The organism is Anaerohalosphaera lusitana, assembly GCF_002007645.1.
In the GTDB taxonomy this organism is placed as follows: domain Bacteria; phylum Planctomycetota; class Phycisphaerae; order Sedimentisphaerales; family Anaerohalosphaeraceae; genus Anaerohalosphaera; species Anaerohalosphaera lusitana.
This window is the reverse complement of the sequence record NZ_CP019791.1, coordinates 4,236,536-4,250,973: the sequence shown is the minus strand read 5'-3', so window position 1 is coordinate 4,250,973 and position 14,438 is coordinate 4,236,536. Positions and strand designations below refer to the sequence as shown.

Annotated in this window: 13 protein-coding genes; 9 read left to right on the top strand and 4 right to left on the bottom strand. The window is 55.2% G+C overall.

What is annotated here, in order from left to right:
* Positions 1–346: 346 nt before the first annotated feature.
* The 4 genes from STSP2_RS17225 to lptB form a co-directional block, all read right to left on the bottom strand.
* Complete coding sequence (locus STSP2_RS17225; protein ID WP_146663949.1) at positions 347–1,747, bottom strand: transcription antitermination factor NusB; 1,401 nt, start codon at positions 1,745–1,747, stop codon at positions 347–349.
* A gap of 4 nt (positions 1,748–1,751) precedes the next feature.
* Positions 1,752–2,702 (bottom strand): methionyl-tRNA formyltransferase, encoded by a 951-nt coding sequence (fmt, locus tag STSP2_RS17220; protein WP_146663948.1) that lies wholly within the window; start codon positions 2,700–2,702, stop codon positions 1,752–1,754.
* Positions 2,703–2,851: 149 nt separating this feature from the next.
* Positions 2,852–3,367 (bottom strand): peptide deformylase, encoded by a 516-nt coding sequence (gene def / locus STSP2_RS17215; protein ID WP_146663947.1) that lies wholly within the window; start codon positions 3,365–3,367, stop codon positions 2,852–2,854.
* Complete coding sequence (gene lptB / locus STSP2_RS17210) at positions 3,367–4,131, bottom strand: LPS export ABC transporter ATP-binding protein (RefSeq protein ID WP_146663946.1); 765 nt, start codon at positions 4,129–4,131, stop codon at positions 3,367–3,369. Before lptB ends, def begins: the two co-directional genes overlap by 1 nt.
* Positions 4,132–4,481: 350 nt before the next feature.
* Between lptB and STSP2_RS17205 the strand changes: the two genes are divergently transcribed.
* The 9 genes from STSP2_RS17205 (at position 4,482) to STSP2_RS17165 (ending at position 14,402) form a co-directional block, all read left to right on the top strand.
* Positions 4,482–4,889: a hypothetical protein gene (locus STSP2_RS17205; RefSeq protein ID WP_146663945.1), complete on the top strand. Its 408-nt coding sequence runs from the start codon at positions 4,482–4,484 to the stop codon at positions 4,887–4,889.
* 62 nt (positions 4,890–4,951) lie between these two features.
* Positions 4,952–5,593: a hypothetical protein gene (locus STSP2_RS17200; protein WP_146663944.1), complete on the top strand. Its 642-nt coding sequence runs from the start codon at positions 4,952–4,954 to the stop codon at positions 5,591–5,593.
* 64 nt (positions 5,594–5,657) lie between these two features.
* The gene (locus STSP2_RS17195; RefSeq protein WP_146663943.1) at positions 5,658–6,149 is read left to right on the top strand and encodes a hypothetical protein; all 492 of its coding nucleotides are present in this window, start codon (positions 5,658–5,660) and stop codon (positions 6,147–6,149) included.
* A gap of 251 nt (positions 6,150–6,400) precedes the next feature.
* Positions 6,401–7,513: an aminomethyltransferase family protein gene (locus tag STSP2_RS17190; protein WP_146663942.1), complete on the top strand. Its 1,113-nt coding sequence runs from the start codon at positions 6,401–6,403 to the stop codon at positions 7,511–7,513.
* Positions 7,514–8,258: 745 nt separating this feature from the next.
* Entirely contained in the window at positions 8,259–9,140 is an 882-nt protein-coding gene (locus STSP2_RS17185) for a formylglycine-generating enzyme family protein (protein WP_146664114.1), read from the top strand.
* Between the two features lie 586 nt (positions 9,141–9,726).
* Positions 9,727–10,827 (top strand): DegT/DnrJ/EryC1/StrS family aminotransferase, encoded by a 1,101-nt coding sequence (locus tag STSP2_RS17180; protein WP_146663941.1) that lies wholly within the window; start codon positions 9,727–9,729, stop codon positions 10,825–10,827.
* Positions 10,828–10,834: 7 nt separating this feature from the next.
* On the top strand, positions 10,835–11,758 hold the full coding sequence (locus tag STSP2_RS17175; protein WP_146663940.1) for a decaprenyl-phosphate phosphoribosyltransferase: 924 nt from the start codon (positions 10,835–10,837) through the stop codon (positions 11,756–11,758).
* 18 nt (positions 11,759–11,776) lie between these two features.
* Positions 11,777–13,282, top strand: coding sequence for a protein O-mannosyl-transferase family (locus tag STSP2_RS17170; protein ID WP_146663939.1), 1,506 nt, complete (start codon positions 11,777–11,779; stop codon positions 13,280–13,282).
* 28 nt (positions 13,283–13,310) lie between these two features.
* Positions 13,311–14,402 (top strand): DUF362 domain-containing protein, encoded by a 1,092-nt coding sequence (locus tag STSP2_RS17165; RefSeq protein ID WP_146663938.1) that lies wholly within the window; start codon positions 13,311–13,313, stop codon positions 14,400–14,402.
* The last annotated feature ends 36 nt before the right edge of the window (positions 14,403–14,438 follow it).

Genomic DNA, 14,438 nt, shown 5'->3' with positions numbered 1-14,438 from the left:
GTAGATCTCCCGCTCCAGTCGTTGTGACTGTTGATTACAATGGGCATTTTTCCGCAGCGAGTGATGAACTAAAAACCACACATTTCCCGAAAACGAACGCTGCGAAATTTCTTCAAAGTTGAACATTCCGTCGGCCGTGACCACCGCCGACATGAAAGATGATAGAGCGCCTCAGCCCTTAGTTCAATGGCGTTTTAGGCACTTTCTTTTCCACAACCTTTTGTCCCTTGCAAACACTGGGCTTACGAGTGAAAAAAAACTTTTATGAACAAGATATACACAGCGTAAATGCCAATTGTGGAAAACCTGTGGATTACACATTGCGTGGTAAATAAAATTCCCCATATCAGCACTGATATCGCCGGAGCAGGCACGCATACCCGCCGTCATGATCCCCCGATACGTCCTCACCGCAAATCCCTACCCCGGGAAGGGTAAGTTCTTCGGACTCGATCGACCAGCCTTCATGCTCTTCTAAGAACCGCCGAACGATCGCGCAGTTCTCCTCGTCCATGATGCTGCACGTGCTGTAACATATTGCGCCGCCTTGCTTTACGTATTTGCTCGCCTCTGTCAGAATGCCGTACTGCACGCCCGCCAGGCTCGCTGCTTTCTCGTGGTTTATCCTCAGCCGCACCTCGCACCGTCTGGCCATTACGCCCGTGTTAGAACACGGCACATCCACCAGAACCCGATCCGCACCGCCCGCTTTTTCGACCGCCTCGCCCATTTTGTGGATATCTACCGCTTTAACAGCACTGATACCCAGCCTTTGGCAGTTCTCGACCACCATCCCCAGCCGTTCCGTATCCACATCGCTTGCGATAACAAGCCCCTCATCGCCCATCAGCTCCGCCATATGCGTCGTCTTGCCCCCCGGCGCCGCACACATGTCCAGCACCACCTCGCCCGCCTTGGGCCCGACGATCTCTCCCACCTTCGCCGCCGTCGGGTCCTGCACCGAGAACAGCCCCTCATCGTACCCCGGCAGCTCAGGCACGCTCACCCCGCCCCTCAGCCGCAGCATATCCCGCTCCAGCCAGAGATCGAATTCGACCCCCGCCTCGCCGAACCGCGAGCAAAGCTCCCGCAGAGTCGTTTTCAGTCGATTCGGCCGGATCCATACCCCCGGCTTGCGGTTGCTCCCCAGGCATATCCGCTCCGCCGTCTCACGCCCGAACTGCTCGGCCCACTTACCCGCCAGCCAGCCCGGCAGCGAATATTTCAGTCCCAGATACCGCCCCGCGCCCTCCGCCTCGTCCGGCAGCACATCACGCTTGAACCTGCACCCCCAGCGGGCCGAAACGGGCACGAAATCCAGTTTATCCGCCTCGTCAGCCCCGCATTTCCGCTCCGCTATCGCGCGCCCAACGTTTCGCAGGACCGCGTTCACGAACCCTGCCTGCCTGCGTCCGCCCCGTGTCCTCGCAAGCTCGACGGCTTCGTTGACGATAGCATATTCGGCCGTCTCCGCCGCGAAAACCAGCTCGTACACCCCGATCCGCAGCACATTCATAAGCCGCTTCTGCACCCGCTTGGCCTGGACGTTCCCGATAAGTGCCAGCAGATGGTCGATAGTCTTGCGATGCCGTATCACCCCGAAAACGATGTCCGTCGCCTGCCCCCGGCCTTCCGTTCTTCCGATGTACCGATACAGTACCTCCGACGCATCACCCGCTGCCGGGTCGAACTTGCCCAGCACCAGCAGCGCAACCGCTCTGGCCGATACCTTGCCCGAATCCCCCATGCCGTTAGTCCTCTATCTTCACGAACTTATCGCCCGGCTGCGTGTGTCTGCCGTTGCAGAACGCCTCCCAGTTCATCAGCCGCTTGCCCGCCGGCTTGAGCTTGACGATATCCAGCTTGCCCGCACCGCACTGCACATGAAATTCGTCGTCGATCACCCCAGGCTCACCATCGCTGCCTGCGTCTTCGACAACCCGCACCTGGGCCAGTGTCACCCGGTCCTTCTTGCCGGTCTTCGCCGACACGTAATCCGCCTTCGCGCCCGGCCAGGGCCAGAACCCGCGCACCATGTTCCGCACCTGCTCGGCAGGGCGGTCAAAGTCCACCTGTCCGTCGCTCTTTTTCAGCTTCCGCGCGATCGTCACCCTATCCTCGTCCTGCTCGACGTATTTCGCCGTGCCCGCCTCGATCTGCCCGATCACGTCCATCAGCACGCCCGGCGAAAGCTCCGCCAGCTTATCATGCACATCCTCGGCCGTGTCGTCCGCGTCTATCGCGACCTTGCCCTCACCCAGCACATACCCGGCGTCCATCTTATCTGCCAGCGTAATGATCGAAACGCCCGTCTCCGTCTCGCCGTTGACTATCGCCCAGTTGATCGGCGCGGCCCCGCGATACTTGGGCAGCAGTGACGCATGCACGTTGATCGCTCCCTTTTCGTGCATCTCGATGACTTCGGGCCCGATCTTCTGGCCGAACGCGATCACCACCAGCAGATCGCCCCCGCACGCGCGCACACGTTCGACCATCTCGGGCCTGTTTATGTTTTCCGCCTCCACGCACTCATATCCATTCCGCTCGGCCCACTGCGCGACATGCGTGGGCCTTGGCTTCCGCCCCCGTCCCGCTCCGTGCGCGGGTTGTGTGAATATCCCCGCCAGTTCGTGCTTGCTGTTCTTGATCGCATCCAGACACGGTATGCCGAATTCCGCACTGCCGAAATAAGTTATCTTCATCGCTGATCGCCCCGGCTATGTAAAACAAAATTGCAAGTCAAATGAAAACGTCTAACTGCTGCCTCCAACGGCCCGACCCCCGACAGACTCCCGCTCCTTCGCATTCAGCCCGCCGACAAATCTCATCCGCCGTCGGCACGCACCCGCTGCTATTCGCTGTAATCCTCCTCCAGCCTCTTGAGCTTTTTCTTCGCCGATATCATCTGCACGCGGTTGAGCTTGTCCTTGATCATCGTCCCGTCCAGGTGATCACACTCATGCTGGAATATCCTCGCCTTGAGCCCCTCGCCCGTCTCGGTGAATCTGTTGCCCTGCAGGTCCGTCGCGGTCACGGTCGCCTTTTCGTACCGCCGCATCTTAGCATATATCCCCGGCAGCGACAGACAGCCCTCCTCATCCGCGATCACCTTGCCCGAAAGCTCGATCTCCGGATTGATATAGACCTTCGACTTGTCCCGCGTACCGTCCTCGCTCGCCACGAATATACGCAGATTCACACCCGCCTGCGGACCGGCCAGCCCGACGCCCTTGCTCTCGATCATGATGTCGACCATCTTCTCGGCAAGCTGGCGGATGTTATCGTTAATCTCCTCGACCGGCTTGGCCTTCTCGCCCAGTACGCCTGCCGGATATTTCGTTAACTCACAGCTCTGCACGTCAACCATTATCTCACCTCGCTGTATTCCCTGTCGTCAAATTCGTCGCCGCGGAACGTGTGCCCCAAATAGCTCTTGCGAACCAGCTCGTCCTGGATGATCTGCTTGGGCGTGCCCTCCGCGATCACCTTGCCGTGGTCCATGATATACGCCTTGTCCGCCACTTCCAGCGTCCGCTCGACATTGTGGTCCGTAATAAGGATGCTAACGCCGCTGTCCACCAGCCGCTGGATCTCGGCCTGCAGCTCTTCCACTGCGATCGGGTCCACACCGCTGAACGGCTCGTCCAGCAGCACCAGCGACGGATTCGTCACCATCGCCCGCGCGATCTCCAGCTTTCGCCTCTCACCGCCGGACAGAACCCGCGCCTGGCTGTTGATGACCTCGGTAAGCCCGAACCGCTCGATCAGCGCCTCGGCCTTGTGCTTGCGTTCCTTCTTCGTGACCGACATCGTCTCCAGGATCGCCATCAGGTTCTCCTTCACCGTCAGCCGCTGAAATACGCTCGGCTCCTGCGAAAGATACCCCATCCCAAGCCTGGCCCGCTTATACATCGGCAGCTTCGTGATCTCCTGGCCCTCGAAAATCACCGTCCCGCCGTCCGGCACGACCATTCCGATCGTCATCCGAAAGCTCGTCGTCTTGCCCGCACCGTTTCGGCCCAGCAGACCCACGATCGAACGCTGCTCCACCGAGATCGAAACCCCGTTGACCACCGTACGACCAGAGTAATTCTTCACCAGGTCCCGCGTTTCAAGTAACGTCATGTCCATATCAATATGCCCAGTCTCAGCCGCAAAACCGCCAAAAACACGCGACCCCGCCGCCGATCCGGCCCCTTTTCACACAAATAACAATATCCGGGAAGGATAAACCAATTGCCGGTATCCAAAAATCAGCCCGCATTATAACACCCCGGCCCCCATTTGCAAACCACCAACCCCGCTTTTCCAATACCAAAACCCTGACCTGAACAATGTGATGTCTTGTTGGATCTCGAAAACTTGTCGAATCGTCATTACCTGTAGCTAACCGGAAATCTACACTTGTATGCAAGCCTTTGTCTGGATATACTCGACCGAGCCTCTTAGAAACATCCTTTAATTTGATTGGAAGGGTAGAAGTGGATAAGAATGACTTGTACGCTCACACGCAGCTAGGGAAAACATTCCGAAAGTATAAACTAATATCGATTTTTGTGTTCATAGGTGCTTGTTTGCTCAATCCTGTAATTGACGAGCTCGCCTTCTTTATTGCGGGGGCCGCTGTTGTGATGCATGGAGCACTTTACCATATTGATAAGAAGGTTAGACAGCAGATGGTATTAGCAAAAGATGCTCGGCTGGAAAAGGATAAGCTGGAAATTTACTTAGAAGAGCAGAAATGTAACGTTGTGGCGGATTTAGAAGGTGACTGTGTGCAAAAAGCTGACATCCAGGGTGTTGAGTATGTCAGCATTAATGTGCCGATGATCATTTGCGAAGTAGATGGTTGCATCCAGCCTGCAAATTCGGTCAAAGAGAATGACTGAAAAAGTGTAAACTTTGTGCAATAACGAATATTTGATCCCACGGAGCAAGATTGGAGTGCATCATGAAAAAGCTGGCAGTTACGTTGCTGATAAGTGCCTTTATATACGGATGTTCGACAGAGGACGAGTTGACCATTTCTAAGCAAGAGAGTTGCAGATGGAAATGTAATCTTCAAAGTGGGAAAGCCCTGGAGATCGAAATGCTTTTGTTTCCCAGATCCGAATTCCCCGAGCAAAGGTTTTCTGAACTCAAAACGCTGCAAGAAAATGAACTTGAGCATCAACGTAAAATGATAAAGTCGGCGCCGACTGCAGAGCTGCAGAGGTCTTATAGTGAAGAGGTACGGCTTAGAGAAGCAGGGCAGTGGCCGTGGAAATTGACTGGCGACTGGAACGATTGGCCAATTGTCTTCATCGAACCGGTACTTTTGACTACAAGTGAAATCACAAAAAGCCTGGTGCTTTGTAGATATGAAAATTATCGAAATGACATTGTTTTTAAGATATACGGCTTGGGCGAAGTCGACTATAAAACACAGCTCGAATGCATTGAGCAGTTGACCGAAGAATTGGAGCAATTGACTGCAAATCAATGGGCTGAATTGCCCGTATCCAGTACACCCCTATATAACCAAGACGGTGTAATCGTCAATCCTGATCTGATCGACTTTTTTGAGGGTTCAATCTTTCCAAAGCAACATTAAATAACATTTCTGGAGAGGCGCTGCGGTACTTAAGGTATGTGAAACAGGTGAGGAAGAGTTGAGAATGAACAAAAAAGCCATAGTATATTTCTTTGCAACCGTAGCGGTTCTGGCTCTGGTTGTATGGTTAGCGTCTTCTATCCGCCAGCACTGGCAGGATCGAAAAGTGAAGCCGATACTTGTTGAATGGGCCGACCACGACGAAAGAGTCGATATCATTTTTCAGAATCGCGAGGTTGAAACTCTCACCTCCCCCGATGAAATAAAAAGTTTTCACAGCAATATTTCCGAAGCTCTGATCGGCCACGTCAAAAACGTAAAATCCGAATTACTCGAATATGCGTGTAATTTCGAAATCGTACTGACCGGATCTGATAAGAAAATTGTTTTGAGCTTTGATGTTTACCCGAAGCCGATCGATGCAGATGCCGCAGAATGGTCAATCCGAGAGGGTTATATTCTTTATTCTGATATTACGCTGATTCTCGACAAACATGCTGCGTCTGAACTGGTCAAAATTCTAACGAAAGGCAGCGGTTACCCTGAAATAGAGTGAATGAGCTTTTCAACTGCCATTTTCCAGTCCGCGCACAACCCCCCATTTCACACTTTCCATCCTGCCGGGTTTGTGTTACAGTCATACGTAGTTTCAGCGGAATGATGACCGCTCTGAACGCTTTGTCATTGCGAGAAGCCGAAGGCGACGCGGCAATCCCAAGCCCCGCGTGTGCGTGGGCCCGTCATTGACAAGCTCGGCAGGGCGGTATCCAACAGAAATCGACAGCATGTAAATAACGAGGCAAAACCGTGGCAAACGCAACACCATTCGAATCCGTACACGAAAAACTCGGCGCAAATTTTGACATCTTCAACGCATGGCGCATGCCCGCAGATTTTGGCGATCCGCTCGTCGAACAGACCGCCGCATACGAAACCGCAGCCGCTTTCGACCTCTCGCACTTCGGCCGCATCCAGGTCAAGGGCGACGACGCACCCGCACTGATCGACTACCTCACCGCGACCCCAACCGCAGGTCTTACCGACGGCAGCGTCATCTGGGCACTGCTGATCGCCGAGCCCGGCAACATCACCGACCTCGTCCGCATTACCCGCGTGCACAACACCTACACGATCCTCACCTCGCCCGCAAAACGTCAACTCGTCCTCGAACTCGCCGAAAAGGCCCAGCAGACCGCCGGCCTCGCTGACGTCAAAGTCTCGCCCATAACCGAAAAGACCGCGATGCTCGCTCTCTACGGCCCTAAAGCCGCCGACATCCTCTCGCGGATCCTGCCCTTCGAGATCGACCTCGAGCCGGGCCAGGTCAAGGGCGTCAACTTCTTCATGATGAACCTCGAAGTCGTCCGCGGCTCGTTCATCGGCACCGACGGCCTGGAACTGATCTGCCCCAAGGGCGCAGCCTCAATGGCCGGCACCGCCATCGCAAAATACCGCGACCGCGAAAACATCGTACCCGCCGGCACACTCGCCCTCGATTCGGCACTCGTCCAGGCCGGCGTACCGTATTCGATCACCAACTCCACCGAAGGCTCGAAACTCACCCCCGCCGACCTCAACATGACCGGCCTTGTGGACATGAATAAGGACTTCATCCACAAGCCCGCCCTCGAAGCCAGCTTCAAGAAGGGCACCACAAAAACCGTCGCAGGCCTGAAGACCGCCAAGGGCACCCGCCATACCGACCTCCGCATTCAGTACGACGACGCAGAGATCGGCTTCTGCCCGCTCACGGTCCCGAGCCCCACCCTCGACTCCAACCTGGGCCTGGCCGTCATCGATTCCGAATTCACCGCCTTCGACGAAGAGATACAGGTCTTCGGCGAGGACCTCGTCCTGCCCGGCCAGCTCACAAACCTCCCCTTCGACCCCGCAGCAAACGCAAACGTATGCAAACCCTGACGCGCTCATTGAACGCAATAGCAAAATAATGTCATCCGCCTCAGGCGGACACGGCGATTTTCAACCGCTCAACAAAGCTGGCAAAACCCGACTACTGTCATCCGCCGCAGGCGGATCCAGAGAACGAAACGTCGGCCGCAGCCGCAAACAAACGCATTACCACGTCCACCAAACGCATGCACGCTTTAACGCGAGCGGCGACCCAGGTTGTCATCCGCCTCAGGCGGACCCAGCATAAAACAGCCGTCGCGAAGCGACTCCTTGCGAGTCCCCACGCAACGCCGACCGCACATTTGTCATCGCGAGGATTGCAGCGGCTCCACACCCTGTCACTGCGAGGAGCGAAAGCGACGTGGCAGTCTCAACCACTCAACAAAGCTGGCTCACTCATCATCCGCATGAACCCGACTGCTGTCATCCGTCTCAGGCGGACCCAGAGAACACCACGAGCACAAACGCACGCCCGTAACAGCATCCGCCGAACGCATATTTTGTCATCGCGAGGAGCGCAGCGACGTGGCGACCTCAAAGCCGACGGCTTCAAAAGCACATCATTTATCGCATCCACTTAACGCCCCAACGCGAGCGGCGACCCAGCCGCGAGTCCCCACGCAACGCCTGCCGCACCACCCCAAAAGCCGACCGCAAAAAACGAAAAATGCTTGACATAAAACCCTAATGCCGGTATACTTTAGTCCTCATTAAAACTCTACCGATAACGATCAAAAAAACAGGAGCCGAAGTGATGAAACCCACCCTCACCGCCGTACTCTGCATATTCGCCCTTACCTGCCCCGCCTCCGCTGAGCTTATCCAGGGCATCGACATGGAACTCGTCACGATAGGTGACGCGGGCAATCCGGGCGACACCCGGGCGGCGGCAAACCCAGTCGGCGCAGGCTCAGTCGACTACACCTACCGCATCGGCAAGTACGAAGTGACCAACGGCCAGTGGGATACTTTCATTGGCTTGGCAGGCAAACCAGTCGGAAGCCCTATTGGACCGTATGATGGAGACGCATTCTGGGTGGGTGAGAACATACCAGCGAATGGCATAAGCTGGCTCGAAGCCGCCCAGTTCTGCAATTATCTCACCTCGGGCGACAAGAGCAGCGGGGCATATCTCTTCACAGGCGACAACACCAACCCCGGCCAGTTCCTCGGCATCGACCGCGACACAGCGATCACCGAGTTCGGCACCGCCTACGTCATCCCCACCGAAGACGAATGGTACAAAGCCGCCTACTGGACCGGCGACGGCTACTCAACCTACGCAAACGGCACAGATACACTGCCCGTCGAGGACGTTGATTCCAATTACCTCTGGGATTCGCGCGAAACTCAGCCCTGGGACGTAGGCTCGGGCAAAATGGAACAGAACGGCACATTCGATATGATGGGAAACATCTATGAATGGACTGAAACTGGCCTCGATGAGAAAAGAATTCTTCGTGGCGGGGCCGCTGGCACTCATCACACTGATGCAATAGGTTCTACATATCAATTCGAACTTTTCCGAACTGGCGAGTACGGCGGTGTAGGCTTCCGCATCGCAGCCGTCCCCGAACCAACCACACTGGCCCTGCTCGGCCTGGGCGGCCTACTGCTCCGCAATAGAAGGAAGTAGCCCCACCCAGCCGCCGCCACCCAAAAATCATAACGAGCACGGGCGCACGCCCGTAACAGCATCCGCCAGCCGCACATTTGTCACTGCGAGGAGCGCAGCGACGTGGCAGTCTCAACCGCTCAACAAAGCTGGCCCGTCCATTATTCGCACCAACCCGACCCCTGCCATCCGCCGCAGGCGGACCCAGAGAACACCACGAGCACAAACGCACGCCCGTAACAGCATCCGCCGAACGCATATTTTGTCATCGCGAGGAGCGCAGCGACGTGGCGACCTCAAAGCCGACGGCTTCAAAAGCACATCCTTTATCGCATCCACTTAACGCCCAAACCCGAGCGGCGACTAAGGTTGTTATCTGCCTCAGGCGGACCCAGCATAAAACAGCCGTCGCAAAGCGGCTCCTTGCGGGTCCCCGCCTAACACCTGCCGCATACCACCCAACCACCCTGACAAGCGATACGTAAAACACTTTTCGCAAAATGCTGTAAATCGCAAACCAAATCGGTTACAATCCCAAATCCTTGAATGTCGCACCCGGCGGCAGGAAGCGTTTTCTGGAAATACTGTTCTGTTTGGAGATAGATAAATGCAGGTTCCATTGTTGGATTTGAAGGCTCAGTACGCCACAATTAAGGATGATATACTCAGCGCCGTTTCCGAGGTCCTCGAAACACAACGCTGCATCGGCGGCCCCAAGGTCGACGAATTCGAAAAGGCCGTCGCCGAAGTCTGCGACTGCAAATACGCTGTCGGCACCTCCAGCGGAACAGACGCCATCCTCGCCACCCTCATGGCCCTAGACATAGGTGAAGGTGACGAAGTCATCACCACACCTTACACCTTCTTCGCCACCGCAGGCTGCATCGCCCGCACAGGCGCAAAACCCGTCTTCGTCGATATCGACCCGAAGACCTATAATATCGACCCCGCAGGCATCGAAGCCGTCATCACGGACAACACAAAAGCCATCATGCCCGTCCACCTCTTCGGCCAGATATGCGACATGGACCCCATCATGGCCATCGCAGGCACCTACGGCCTCGCCGTCATCGAAGACGCCTGCCAGTCAGTAACCAGCACATACAAGGGCAAAAAAGCCTGCTCCATCGGCACCGCGGGCTGCCTGAGCTTCTTCCCGAGCAAAAACCTCGGCGGCATCGGCGACGGCGGCATGGTCGTCACCAACGACGAAAAGCTCTACAAGCAGCTTCAATACCTCCGCAACCACGGCATGGAGGCTCAATACGTACACAAAAAGGTCGGCGGCAACTTCCGTCTAGACCCCATCCAGGCCGCCGCACTGCTCGTAAAGCTGCCCCACCTCGACGAATGGTCACAGGGCCGTCGCGACAACGCAGCCTACTACGACAAAAAATTCGCCGGCACCTGCGTCCAGACCCCATACATCAGCCCCGACTGCAAGAGCATCTTCAACCAGTACGTCATCCGCGTACCCAAACGCGACGCACTGCTCGAACATCTGCGAGCCAGCGACATCGGCTGCAACATTTATTACCCGATTCCGCTTCATCTTCAGGACTGTTTTGCCGATTTAAACTACAAGCAGGGCGATTTCCCGGTCTCCGAACAGGCCGCGAAAGAAACTATCGCACTGCCGATTTACCCTGAACTGACCGACGAAATGAAGGACCACGTCGTTAAAACGGTATTGGACTTTCTTGAATAGGTAATGGATGGCTAGCAGATCAGCAGTTGCGGACTACCTCAAACTCGCACGTCCGCACAACTGGATAAAAAATGTCGTCGTGCTCATGCCGATCATCTTCGGCATGAGCATGCACATTCCCTCTGCCTGGCTGCACTCCATCGCTGCAGTCATCGCATTCTGCTTCGTATCCTCATTCGCCTACATCCTAAACGACATACGCGACCTCGAGGCCGACCGCCGGCATCCCGTAAAAAGGACCAGGCCCCTTGCAGCCGGCAAGATCAGCGTAAAAGACGCCCTCATCGAAGCCGTGATACTGATGATCTTCGCTGCAGCTATCTCACTAGCGGTGTCGCCCGCATTGCTCGCAATGATAATACTTTACGCGGTCCTGCAGGTGGCGTACTCACTGCTGCTCAAAAATTTCGTCCTGATCGACGTCATCGTCATCGCCATCGGCTTCGTACTCCGCGCTGTAGCAGGCGCGGTAGCAATTTCCGTCCAGATAAGCCCCTGGCTGTTCATCTGCCTGTTCACCATATGCCTGTTCATGGGTTTCTGCAAACGCTACAACGAGATGATGACCCTCGCCAACGGCAAGGACGCTCACTACCACCGAGCCACGCTGATCGAGTATACTCCGGATCTGCTGACCCACCTGATCTCCACCTCCGCCGGAATCGCGATAATCACCTTCCTGCTCTACAGCATCAGCGAGCGGACCACAGCCGCCTTCGGAACGAACTATCTCGTGTATTCCCTGCCTTTCGTCGTCTACGGCATCTTCCGTTTCGCACTGCTCTCGATGAAGGGCGCCTACTCCGATCCCACGGATATAATGCTCAAGGACCGCCCGTTCCAGGCAACCGTAATGCTCTGGATTATCTTCGCAGCCATCATAACGCTCTACGGCAAGGAAATAGCCGCCTGGTTCCGCCAGCTCATGTAACCGGAGGCCTGCTCAAAAATGTACAACGGACTGCGCAAAAACACGCTTTACTACCTCACGGCCCTGGTATTGGCCCTGCTCGTCTACATACCCTCCACCGCGCCCGGCGCACTCTGGCAGGACAGCGGAATGTTCCAGTACCGCGTTTATAACGGCGACATCGAAGGCGGTCTAGGCCTCGCACTGGCCCACCCGCTCTACCACCTCATAGGATTCGCCGTAAAGAGCATCCCGCTCGGCGAATTCGGCTACCGTGTAAATCTCATCTCCGCAGTCTGCGGCGCGCTGACGATCGCAAACATCTTTCTGCTGGTCCGCATTTGGCTCAGAAAAACGCTCCCCGCAGCGGTTGCAGCAATCTCGCTGGCCCTGTCGTGGACATTCTGGCAGCACTCAGCCATCGCGGAGGTCTACACCCTCTACACCGCCATTTTTTCTGCGGAACTGATAGTTCTTTACATGTTTTGCAAGACAAACCAGCCTCGATACCTGATTCTGCTCGGTTTTGTCAACGGCCTGTCCATCGCAAATCACATGTGGGGCATCATTCCCCTCGCAGTCTACGGCTGCATGGCCATATATGTACTTGCAAAAAACCGCAACACCTGGCCGGTTTTCGCAGCCTTCATACTTGCATGGACCGTGGGAGCATTTCCCTACGAATACCTGATAATCGAACAATACCTCGAAACACGCGATTTGCCTGCCGTCATATCCTCGGCACTGTTCGGCAGCAGTTGGGCCTCGGACGCCCTGAATGTCGCAATAACCCCGCGTATCGCCCTTGAAAACGTGCTTTTTATCGGGCTTTCGTTCGCCACTCCCAATATTTTGCTGATCTTCGCAGGGTGTTACGCGATCCGCAAAACCGCGGGCCCGGCAATGTTCAAAACAGTGATCGCAATCCTGCTGGGACTGTTTTTTATCTTCGCGTTCCGCTATACGGTTCCGGACAGATACGCGTTTTTCATCCCGTTTTACTGCCTTTCAGCCATATTTATGGGTGTTGGCGCCAACTGGCTGCTCAAAAGAACGAGCAGCGGTGCAATCCCTGTTATTGTACTAATATTCGCGTTTTTGCCCCCGCTGGTGTACTTTTTTGTACCCGCGATGGCCCAAAAAGCGGGTGTGAGCCTCGGTACGAAGCGTCAGATCCCGTTTCGGAACGACTATGAATACTTCCTGCAGCCGTGGCAGGGGGGCAACACCGGACCGCAGCAGTTTGCAGAATCAGCACTCAATCAGGTTCCGGAGGATTCGATCATAATTGCTGACGGCACAACGGTTTACGCTTTGTGGTATGCCCAGGCGGTGCACAATATGGCCCCATCCGTAAAAGTCCTCTCTAACCACGGCGACTATGAGAACCCGATAGCATTCCCCGACGTAAAGGCACTTGAGAAGTTACTGCAAAGTCACGATATTTACGTGGTTTCGCCGATTCCCGGCTATACACCGAAATTTATGCTCGAAAATTACGATTTCAAAACTGCCGGAAACTTGCACAAAGTTAGGGAAAAATAGCACAAAGTTACATAAAACAGGGCAATAAATGAGCAAAGTTGCTGTCATAAAAACGACCCCAGACACCATTCTGGATGATGTTAAGCGTCTTATGGATATGGCCGACGTATCATCCGCACTCGACAGTTCGGCCACTACGATACTGAAAAATAACATCTCCTGGCACCTTATGTACCCCAGCGCAAACACCACTCCCTGGCAGCTCGAAGGGACCATACAGGGCCTGCAAAAAGCGGGCTTTGACGACCTGGTGTGCGTGGAAAATGAAACCGTCGTAACCTCCGCCAAAAAGGGTGAGATGTACAATAAACAACGGCCCGTCTGCGAGCACTACGATGTTCCGATAAAGTACAACTTCAAGCCCGCGGACATGAAATGGACCACCTACCAGCCCAAAGCGGATATGCTGGTACTCGACGACATCTTCCCCGAGGGTATCCGCATCCCGGACTATTTTCACGGCAAGAACGTCGTCCATCTGCCCACCGTCAAGTGTCACATTTATACAAACATGACCGGCGCGATGAAAAACGCGTTCGGCGGCCTGCTTTCCAACCGCCGGCACTACTGTCATTCAAAAATTCACGAAACCCTCGTCGACCTGCTTGCAATCCAGAAAGAGATCCATCCGGGCATATTCACGGTCATGGACGGCACGACCGCGGGTAACGGACCGGGTCCGCGAACAATGATCCCACTCCGCAAGGACGTGTTGCTGGCATCGGATGACTGTGTTGCGATAGACGCGGTGTCGGCAAGCCTGATGGGGTTTGAGCCGATGGATCACAAGTTCATCCGCCTGGCACACGAAAGGGGGCTGGGCACCGGAAGGCTCGACGAGATCGAGATAATCGGCGATTTTGACGTCAAAAACACCGACTGGCAGTTCAGCACAGGCGATAATGCGGCTTCGAGCGTGGGCAAGCTGTTCTGGTTCGGTCCGATGAAATGGCTCCAGCGGCTGATGTTCCACACGCCGATCGTATACATGTTCATCTTTGCCTCGGCTGTGTATCACGATAAGATCTGGTACCCGAAAGAAGGCAAAAAGGTGGTAAAAGACTGGCTCGAAAACAGCGAATGGGGAAAAATGTTCCAGGATTATGAACCCGGCAAGTGATTGTCCTCAAAGCTGACTACATTAAGAACGCACTTG